The following is an 8,443-nucleotide window of genomic DNA, read 5'->3' on the forward strand; positions in this document are numbered from 1 at the left end:
CGCAGTAAATCGAGGCCGTCCCCAGTCTGGGCGCTGATAAAAACTCGCTGGATTTTATCATATTCATCACGTTCCACCGCCGGATCTAGTCCAGCGGCATCAATCTTGTTCCATACAAGAATCTGCGGAATATGATCTGCGCCGATCTCCCTCAGAACCGAATTGACCTCGTCAATCTGCTCCAGACGCACCGGACTGGCCGCGTCAACGACGTGAAGCAGCAAATCAGCATGAATGGTTTCTTCAAGTGTCGCCCGGAATGCGGCAACCAGTTGGTGAGGCAATTCCCGGATGAATCCTACCGTGTCGGAAATCACGACGTTGCCGGCCTCACCGAGAAAGATCCGGCGCGAAGTGGTATCGAGGGTCGCAAATAGTTGGTCCGCTGCATAAGCGCGGGCCTTGGTCAGCGAGTTGAACAAGGTCGATTTGCCGGCATTGGTATAGCCAACCAGCGAGACCGAGAAGGTATTGTTGCGATTCCGCGCCTTGCGCTGAGTCTCCCGCTGCCGCTGCAGCTTATCCAGCCTTATGCGCAATGCCTTTACCCGGTCACCAAGCAGCCGACGGTCAGTCTCGAGCTGCGTTTCGCCCGGTCCGCGCAGACCGATACCACCCTTTTGCCGTTCAAGGTGAGTCCAGCCACGGATGAGACGGGTTGCGAGATGCTGCAACTGTGCAAGCTCGACCTGCACCTTACCTTCATGGCTCTTTGCGCGTTGCGCGAAGATATCCAGAATCAGGCTGGTGCGATCAATGACGCGCACCTTGAGGGCTCGTTCGAGATTACGCTGCTGGGCAGGAGATAGTGCGTGATTGAAGATGACCAGTTCGATCTGATTGTCAGCGACGGCCTTACCGATTTCTTCGGCTTTGCCGGATCCGACAAACAGCGCCGCATCAGGGCTTGCGCGCTTACCGATGATATTGGTAACCGGTTCCGCCCCTGCCGATTTCGCTAGCAGGGACAGTTCTTCAATGCTCGCGGCAAAGTCGCCTTTGCCGAAGTCAACGCCGACTAATGCAGCGCGCATAGTAGGGGAAGTCGGCGGGTGAATGATTTATTCCGCGTCTGACTCAAGACTAATGTTAACGGCCCTTGCTGGGACAACTGTGGAAATGGCATGTTTGTAAACCATTTGCGTAACAGTGTTACGCAGTAGAACGACGTACTGGTCGAAAGATTCAATATGGCCTTGGAGTTTGATCCCGTTGACAAGATAGATGGAAACCGGGACATGCTCTTTACGTAAGGCATTCAGGAAGGGGTCTTGTAACAATTGCCCTTTATTGCTCATGGCAGCTCCATGGTGTTGTTGTGATGTGGAGTTGGTGACACATGACGGTATTTCAAGTGCCTCTTGGGTACGGCATACGACTGTAATCGATTTTAACGCTTCCTGCCAACTGAATGCCTATTTTTCATGTTTGGCGAAGGGATTCTTGCTTGAACGCAGCTCGATACGTAATGGAGTGCCAACTAATGAAAAAGTTTCGCGAAAGTGTTTCTCCAGATAGCGCTTATAGTTTGCGTCAATCGCCTCCAACGCATTGCCGTGAATAACAACGATCGGCGGATTCTGGCCGCCTTGATGCGCATAGCGCAGCTTCGGCCGGATAGATCCCTTCCGGCGTGGTTGCTGGTGTTCCACCGCTTCGATCAATGCACGTGTCAGCTTAGGCGTCGAAAGCTTCGCCATGGCGGCTGCGTAGGCATCGTCGACGGATTTCATGAGCGGACCGATACCGGTCGACTTGAGCGCGGAGATGAAATGGAATTTTGCGAAAAACAGAAAGCTGAGTTTCCGTTCAATATCGAGCTTGATCTCGTCGCGTTTGTCGGACGGCAGGCCATCCCATTTATTTATGCCAACCACCAATGCCCGCCCGGTCTCGAGTACGAAACCTGCAATGTGAGCGTCCTGCTCGGATATATCCTGCTGAGCATCGAGCAGCAGCAGCACGACATTTGCCTCGGATATCGACTGCAGGGTCTTGACCACCGAGAACTTTTCGATAGCCTCGAAAACTTTTCCCCTGCGCCGTATCCCGGCGGTATCAATTAATGTGTATTGCTTGCCATCCCGCTCAAACGGAATCTCGATCGAATCCCTGGTCGTGCCGGGCATGTCGAAAGCGATTACCCTGTCTTCGCCGAGCAGGGTATTGACGAGCGTCGACTTGCCGACGTTCGGACGGCCTACGATCGCTATCTTGACGCCCCTCGCCGCTACTTCAGGATCATCTTCCTGTTGCGGTTGCTGAGCTATCGCCAGGTTCAGCGATTCTTCGACGAGGTCTGTCACACCGTCGCCGTGCGCAGCGGAGATCACATACGGATCGCCCAGACCCAGTTCATAAAAATCCGCTGTGACGGAGGTGTATTTCATTCCCTCCGCCTTGTTAACGACCAGCATTACGGACCGGCCGGATTTGCGAAGGAAATCCGTAATCGTCTTGTCGTGGGGTGTCAGTCCCTGACGGCCATCCACAAGAAAGATGACAACGTCTGCTTCCGCGACGGCTTGCTTGGTCTGCTTCGCCATCTCATGCATGATCCCTTCTTTTGCAACCGGCTCGAATCCTCCGGTGTCGATGACCAAAAAGGGGCGCTCTCCGACCCGCCCTTCGCCGTAGTGACGATCGCGCGTCAACCCCGGCAGGTCGGCCACGAGTGCATCGCGTGACCGGGTGAGCCGATTGAACAGCGTGGATTTTCCGACGTTTGGTCGTCCTACTAAAGCGATTACCGGCTTCATTGAATTCTATTCTGCCGCTAGTGCGACAACATTCCCTGCCTGGGTTTGAAAAATTGCATTGCCGCCGCTGACCTGGGGCGAAACAGCAATAATCTTGCTGCCATCAGTCGCGACACGCGCCAGGAATGAACCGTCTTCCCGCGAAAGGAAGTGAACGTATCCCTGTCCATCGCCCACCGCAACTGCGCGACCGAACGATACCGGGGTAGACAGACGACGATGCGCCAATTTGTTGTTGCGCCAGGCGCCGACGCCATTATCCCGTCCAAACGCGGTCACTGTGCCGCGTTCGTCAGCCGCGAAGACAAAACGTTCATCGATACCGAGGCCGACATCGCTTGATAATTCCTTGGCCCAGCGCGGCGCGCCGTTCGAAGCATCGAAGCAGCCGACGCGGCCTTGGTATGACACCGCGCAAACGTAGTTGCCGGCGATCACTGGCGCACCCGAGACGTCAGCGATCCGCTCCAGCTCGGTCGTGCCGCGCGGGTCGCCAACCGCGATTTCCCAGCGCGCGCCACCGTTGGACATCGCCAGGGCCACCAATCTGCCGCCAGGCAAGGCAACGTAAGCGGTTTGTTCTGAGATGACGATACCGGGGGAAGTCCGCAGAGTTAATGGCGGCGTCGGTCGCTGGGCGACCCATTTGCGTGCTCCGGATTCGACATCGTAAGCAGCGATCCGGTTATCTACGCTGCGAACGATAACCAGTCCCTGTCCAACAGCAGGTGCGGACAAAATCTCGCTCGATGCCTGCGCCTTCCAGCGCTGCCTGCCTTCCGCATCATATGCCAGCAGGACGCCTTTGGCGCCGGCCACGGCCACCGTCGTTCCGTCGGTGCCGACTCCGGCTGTCAAAGGCATGCCGGTATTGATACGCCACAGGTCTCGTCCTGTTGCAGCATTCAATCTGGCCAGCGTGCCGTCGGCCCCCGCAGCAAATACACTTCCGTCCGTGACCGCCGGCGAGAATGTGAACGTTCCCGCATTGCCGACCGAGGCCGTCCACGCGGTACGTACGTTCATGGATGGTGAGAATTCGACGAGCGGCGCCGGCAGATTGCGCGGCTCCGGCTTGCTGGCGAAGGGATTGAGCGACGACAATGTGGAACAACCGGACAGCACTGCCATTATCAACCATGCGCAACCCACTTTCACAGCGGAATGCGGGACAGGTCGCAATGAAAGTTTCAGCGGCAATTTTGCTGCTATGTGTGTTGCAATAGGCATCTTTTCCCCTTAACGCATTCAACCGACATTTTTCGCCGGCGCGCCGCCGATTGCATCCAGCTTCAACTGAATCAACTGCCGGCTCGGATTGTTTTGATCTGTTTTTTCGAGTGCAAGCTGATACGCGGTACGTGCTTCATCGATTTTGTTTTGAGCGGCAAGGATATCTCCTTTCCGGTCCGCCACGGCGCTTGCGAACTGGGCGGGAAAGTCGCCTGCCAGGAGTTTCAACCCTTCGTCGAACGACTTCTCATCCAACAAAATTCCTGCAAGGCGAATTTTCGCGATCGCCTTGTACTCTGCGTCGCGGCCGTGGTCGATAACCCACTGCAATTGGGCTTTGGCGGTTTTCAGGTCGTTCGCATCGAACGCCGTCTTCGCAGCCGCAAGCGCGCTCATTTGCGCGTATGCCGTCCGGCCGAATTTGCCTGTCAGGTCTGTCGCCGCGCGCTGGACCTTAGTGTTGTCTTTCGCCGCAACCGCCTTTTGCAGTTCGTCGTACAGCTGGGCCGCCTGGGTTGCCTGGTTGCGCTGGTAATAATTCCAGCCGGACCAGCCGGCATAAGCCGCGAGCGCGAGGATAAGCCCCCACATCACGAGATTGCCGAATCGGCTCCACCAGGCCTTGAGGGTCGCTAGTTGTTCCTGTTCTTCGAGATCGTATGCCATGATGATTTGCCGTCAATGTAGATGATGATGTTCGGGGTGATCGCAGCCGTCGCCGCAGATGATCTGGTCGAGCAGATAGTCCGGCACGGCGTCGAATTCGACTTCGGTTTGATTGTTTGCGACGTCCGCGGAGCGCAGCGTCTTGACGGACGCCTTGCCCTTGGCAATTTCATCCTCGCCGAGGATGACCGCATATGCGGCGCCGCTGGCATCCGCACGCTTCATCTGGGATTTGAAGCTGCCGCCAGAGCCTGCGGCCGAGCAGTGCAATACCACGTCGAGTCCGGCATCGCGCAGGCGCTCCGCAATCACAAAAGCGCGCAACTGTGCCTGCTCTCCCTGGTGCACGACGTACACGTCGCATTGATTCGGGTCGAACTTCTCGCCGTTCGCCTTCATCAACTCGAGCACGCGCTCCACGCCGATTGCAAATCCGCAGGCCGGCGTGGGCTTGCCGCCGAACATTTCGATCAGCGGATCGTACCGCCCGCCACCGCATACCGTGCCTTGTGATCCGAGCTGATCAGTGACCCATTCAAATACGGTCCGGTTGTAATAATCCATGCCGCGCACCAGCCTTGTGTTGATGGTGAACGGGATACTGTTATGGCGGAGGATGTTTTGTACACCGTCAAAGTGCGCGCGGGATTCCTCGCCCAGATAATCGAGCAATTTCGGCGCGCCGTTGACCATTTCCTGCATGGTCGGATTTTTCGTATCCAGGATGCGCAATGGGTTGGTATGCAGCCGCCGTTGCGCATCGGTATCGAGCAAGTCCTTGTGTTGCTCGAAATACGCAACCAGGTCGGCACGATGCCTGTTTCTTTCATCGGCGTTTCCGATTGAGTTCAACTCCAGCCGGATGTTTTGCAGACCAAGATCGTCCCATAAGCGCTGACCGAGCATGATCAGTTCCGCGTCGATATCGGGACCGGTGAAACCGATGGCTTCCGCACCAACCTGGTGAAACTGCCGGTAGCGGCCGCGCTGAGGTCTTTCATGACGGAACATCGGACCGACGTACCAAAGGCGCTTGGGGCCATCATAAGTAAGATTATGCTCAAGAGCGGCGCGCACCACGCCGGCGGTGCTCTCGGGGCGCAACGTCAATTGATCGCCATTCATCGTATCGACAAAGGAATACATTTCCTTTTCAACGATGTCGGTCACCTCACCGAGTCCACGGGCAAACAATGCCGTCGGCTCGACAATCGGTGTGCGGATTTGCTGAAAGCCATAGCTCTTCAGCACTGACTGAACCGTGTTTTCAAATAATTCCCACAGCGGCGCATCGGCCGGCAGGATATCGTTCATTCCTTTGACGCCGACGATTTTGTCGGCCTTTTTATTTTCTGACATTCTGCTTGAGTGATTAAAGTGCGGCCGGCTCTTGTCCAATGGCCGCTTTTCCATACCGCGCCTTGACGTAGTCCAGCACGATGGCTTGAAATTCTTCCGCAATACGTTCGCCGCGCAAGGTGACCTTCTTTTCACCGTCGATGAACACCGGCGCCGCGGGCGATTCGCCGGTGCCCGGAAGACTGATGCCGATGTTGGCATGCTTGGATTCGCCGGGACCGTTGACGATGCATCCCATGACGGCGACGTTCATGTTTTCGACCCCAGGAAATTCCTTTTTCCATGAAGGCATCTGGTCCCGCAGATAGGTCTGAATTCTGTCCGCAAGCTCCTGGAATACGGTGGAGGTGGTGCGACCGCAACCCGGACAGGCGATAACCATTGGCGTGAACTTGCGCAAACCCATGGTCTGCAGGATTTCCTGTGCGACGATGACCTCGCGCGTCCGGTCGCCTCCGGGTTCCGGCGTCAGCGATACGCGAATGGTGTCGCCGATTCCTTCCTGCAGCAGCACGGACAGCGCAGCCGTCGACGCCACGATCCCCTTGCTGCCCATGCCGGCTTCCGTCAAGCCAAGATGAAGCGGAAAATCGCAGCGGCGTGCCAATTCCCGATAGACTGCAATCAGGTCCTGCACACCCGAGACCTTGCAGGAAAGGATGATTTTATTTCCGGGCAGGCCGATTTCCTCAGCCCGCACCGCGTTTTCGATTGCTGAGGTAACCAGTGCTTCATACATCACTGCCTGGGCGCTCCATGGCTGCGCCCTTTGGGCATTTTCATCCATGATGCGGGCCAGAAGAGACTGGTCGAGACTGCCCCAGTTGACACCGATGCGCACCGGCTTGTCGTATTTGCACGCCACTTCAATCATCTGTGCAAACTGTGTGTCCCGTTTCGCACCCTGCCCCACATTTCCAGGGTTGATACGATACTTCGACAGCGCCTGGGCGCAGTCAGGATAGTCCGTCAGGAGCTTGTGTCCGTTGTAGTGAAAATCTCCCACCAGCGGGACATCCACTCCCATGCGGTCCAATTGCTCTCTGATCGCGGGTACGGCGGCTGCGGCTTCTGGATTATTGACGGTGATGCGAACCATTTCCGATCCCGCCCGAGCCAACTCCTTTACTTGAATCGCCGTACCGATCACGTCGGCCGTATCGGTATTTGTCATCGACTGCACGACGATCGGCGCATCACCGCCCATCGCGACTTCACGCGCGCCATAGCGGACCATGACGATTCGGCTGGCACGCCTTGGTTGCGGACCGGATGCTATCGGAGAAAAATCTGGCGGCATATTCATACTTATTTCAGCTTGAGGCGCGCAACATTGTTCGTGGATCCGGCCTTCAACTCCACTGGCTCACCGCGCAAGGTCATATCAATACCCCGCGCATTGCCAATTACCACTGACACCGGTCCAGTCAATTCGACTGTCTCGATTTGTCCGGATTTAATGACTTTCGACAGCGCGATGCTCTTATCGGCACGGCGTATCTCCACCCAGGAATCTTCCCGTGACGTCAAAACCAATACGTTCTGCGCAGTTGAGGCGGCGCTCCCGGCGGGAACAGGCGCTGACGAAACGGCCTGGCCACTGGAAGCAGCGGCTTGGTCAGGCGATGCCTGTTGCGCCGATTGGGTACCGGGCAAGGAATTCGCGGCGGTTGGCGATGGGTTTGCGTCCGTTCCCAAAGCAACCGTGTCGGACGTGCCCGCCGCTCCTGACTCCGAGGCTTTCCCGGATACCGCTGCCGCCTGCTTCTCGAACTGGGATGACAATGCTTCCGACAATTCCGGAAGCTGGCGGTCTTGGAAAAATTTAAAGGCACCGAACGCCACAGCCAGTGCGATGACAGCAAAAATGATTTTGCCCTTATGCGGAAACGCCGTACGTTCCATCATTGAAGGGAGTCGCGCTTCAGCAAAGGGGGCAGATATGGTTTTGCGAGGAGCGACGGTTTGGCCAGCCTGACCAGATTCGCCAGGAATTGCACCAAGCAATGGCGCAGGATCAACCTTTAAAAGCTTTGCGTAGCCACGTATGAAGCCGCGCGCGATTGCCATCCCCGGCAGTGCGGCATAGTCGTCGCGCTCGATCGCTTGAACCTGCCTTGGAGCCAGATTAAGTTGACTTGCCACTTGCTCAACAGACCACCCGCGCGCCTCGCGCATCGCAGCCAGTTGCGCACCCGGTTTGTTTGGGGCGCGTTCAGGTTCGTTACCGCCATCGGGCGTCGGCGGAGAAAATGCCGAGTCACTCATCGAAGGCTCCGCGCTGTAAGGCCGCGTATTCGACCGAATTTGGATGCCGTCTGCGCAACTGGGTTGCAAGACTGGTTTCAGCCGCCCGGTCGCCAAGCTTGCGTTCGGTTTTGATTGCCAACCAAAGAACGTCCGCCGTCATGATGTCCGCCTTCATG

Annotated in this window: 8 protein-coding genes and 1 pseudogene; all 9 read right to left on the bottom strand. The window is 56.8% G+C overall.

Going from position 1 to position 8,443, the window contains the following annotated elements:
* Positions 1–1,034, bottom strand: a 1,034-nt coding sequence (gene hflX, locus VGU61_RS00165; protein WP_326857055.1) for a GTPase HflX, incomplete at its 3' end; no start/stop codon positions are given.
* 27 nt (positions 1,035–1,061) lie between these two features.
* Positions 1,062–1,298 (bottom strand): RNA chaperone Hfq, encoded by a 237-nt coding sequence (gene hfq / locus VGU61_RS00170; protein WP_326857056.1) that lies wholly within the window; start codon positions 1,296–1,298, stop codon positions 1,062–1,064.
* A 117-nt stretch (positions 1,299–1,415) separates the two neighbouring features.
* Entirely contained in the window at positions 1,416–2,759 is a 1,344-nt protein-coding gene (gene der, locus VGU61_RS00175) for a ribosome biogenesis GTPase Der (protein ID WP_326857057.1), read from the bottom strand.
* A 6-nt stretch (positions 2,760–2,765) separates the two neighbouring features.
* Positions 2,766–3,989: an outer membrane protein assembly factor BamB gene (bamB, locus tag VGU61_RS00180; protein ID WP_414691570.1), complete on the bottom strand. Its 1,224-nt coding sequence runs from the start codon at positions 3,987–3,989 to the stop codon at positions 2,766–2,768.
* 18 nt (positions 3,990–4,007) lie between these two features.
* A complete protein-coding gene (locus VGU61_RS00185) occupies positions 4,008–4,658 on the bottom strand; it encodes a tetratricopeptide repeat protein (RefSeq protein ID WP_326857058.1) in 651 nt (216 codons plus the stop codon).
* 12 nt (positions 4,659–4,670) lie between these two features.
* Positions 4,671–6,017 (bottom strand): histidine--tRNA ligase, encoded by a 1,347-nt coding sequence (gene hisS, locus VGU61_RS00190; protein WP_326857059.1) that lies wholly within the window; start codon positions 6,015–6,017, stop codon positions 4,671–4,673.
* 13 nt (positions 6,018–6,030) lie between these two features.
* A complete protein-coding gene (gene ispG, locus VGU61_RS00195) occupies positions 6,031–7,317 on the bottom strand; it encodes a flavodoxin-dependent (E)-4-hydroxy-3-methylbut-2-enyl-diphosphate synthase (RefSeq protein ID WP_326857062.1) in 1,287 nt (428 codons plus the stop codon).
* Positions 7,318–7,325: 8 nt separating this feature from the next.
* Positions 7,326–8,285: a RodZ domain-containing protein gene (locus tag VGU61_RS00200; RefSeq protein WP_326857060.1), complete on the bottom strand. Its 960-nt coding sequence runs from the start codon at positions 8,283–8,285 to the stop codon at positions 7,326–7,328.
* A pseudogene (locus VGU61_RS00205) lies at positions 8,278–8,443 on the bottom strand (type IV pilus biogenesis/stability protein PilW); the annotation flags it as partial. The gene VGU61_RS00200 and the pseudogene VGU61_RS00205, both read right to left, overlap by 8 nt.

The organism is Noviherbaspirillum sp., from assembly GCF_035944575.1.
Taxonomy (GTDB): Bacteria; Pseudomonadota; Gammaproteobacteria; order Burkholderiales; family Burkholderiaceae_D; genus Noviherbaspirillum.

Coding starts and splice junctions, on each gene's coding strand:
- hfq (WP_326857056.1), bottom strand. CDS start 1,298: ATGAGCAATAAAGGGCAATTGTTACAAGACCCCTTCCTGAATGCCTTA.
- der (WP_326857057.1), bottom strand. CDS start 2,759: ATGAAGCCGGTAATCGCTTTAGTAGGACGACCAAACGTCGGAAAATCC.
- bamB (WP_414691570.1), bottom strand. CDS start 3,989: ATGCCTATTGCAACACACATAGCAGCAAAATTGCCGCTGAAACTTTCA.
- VGU61_RS00185 (WP_326857058.1), bottom strand. CDS start 4,658: ATGGCATACGATCTCGAAGAACAGGAACAACTAGCGACCCTCAAGGCC.
- hisS (WP_326857059.1), bottom strand. CDS start 6,017: ATGTCAGAAAATAAAAAGGCCGACAAAATCGTCGGCGTCAAAGGAATG.
- ispG (WP_326857062.1), bottom strand. CDS start 7,317: ATGCCGCCAGATTTTTCTCCGATAGCATCCGGTCCGCAACCAAGGCGT.
- VGU61_RS00200 (WP_326857060.1), bottom strand. CDS start 8,285: ATGAGTGACTCGGCATTTTCTCCGCCGACGCCCGATGGCGGTAACGAA.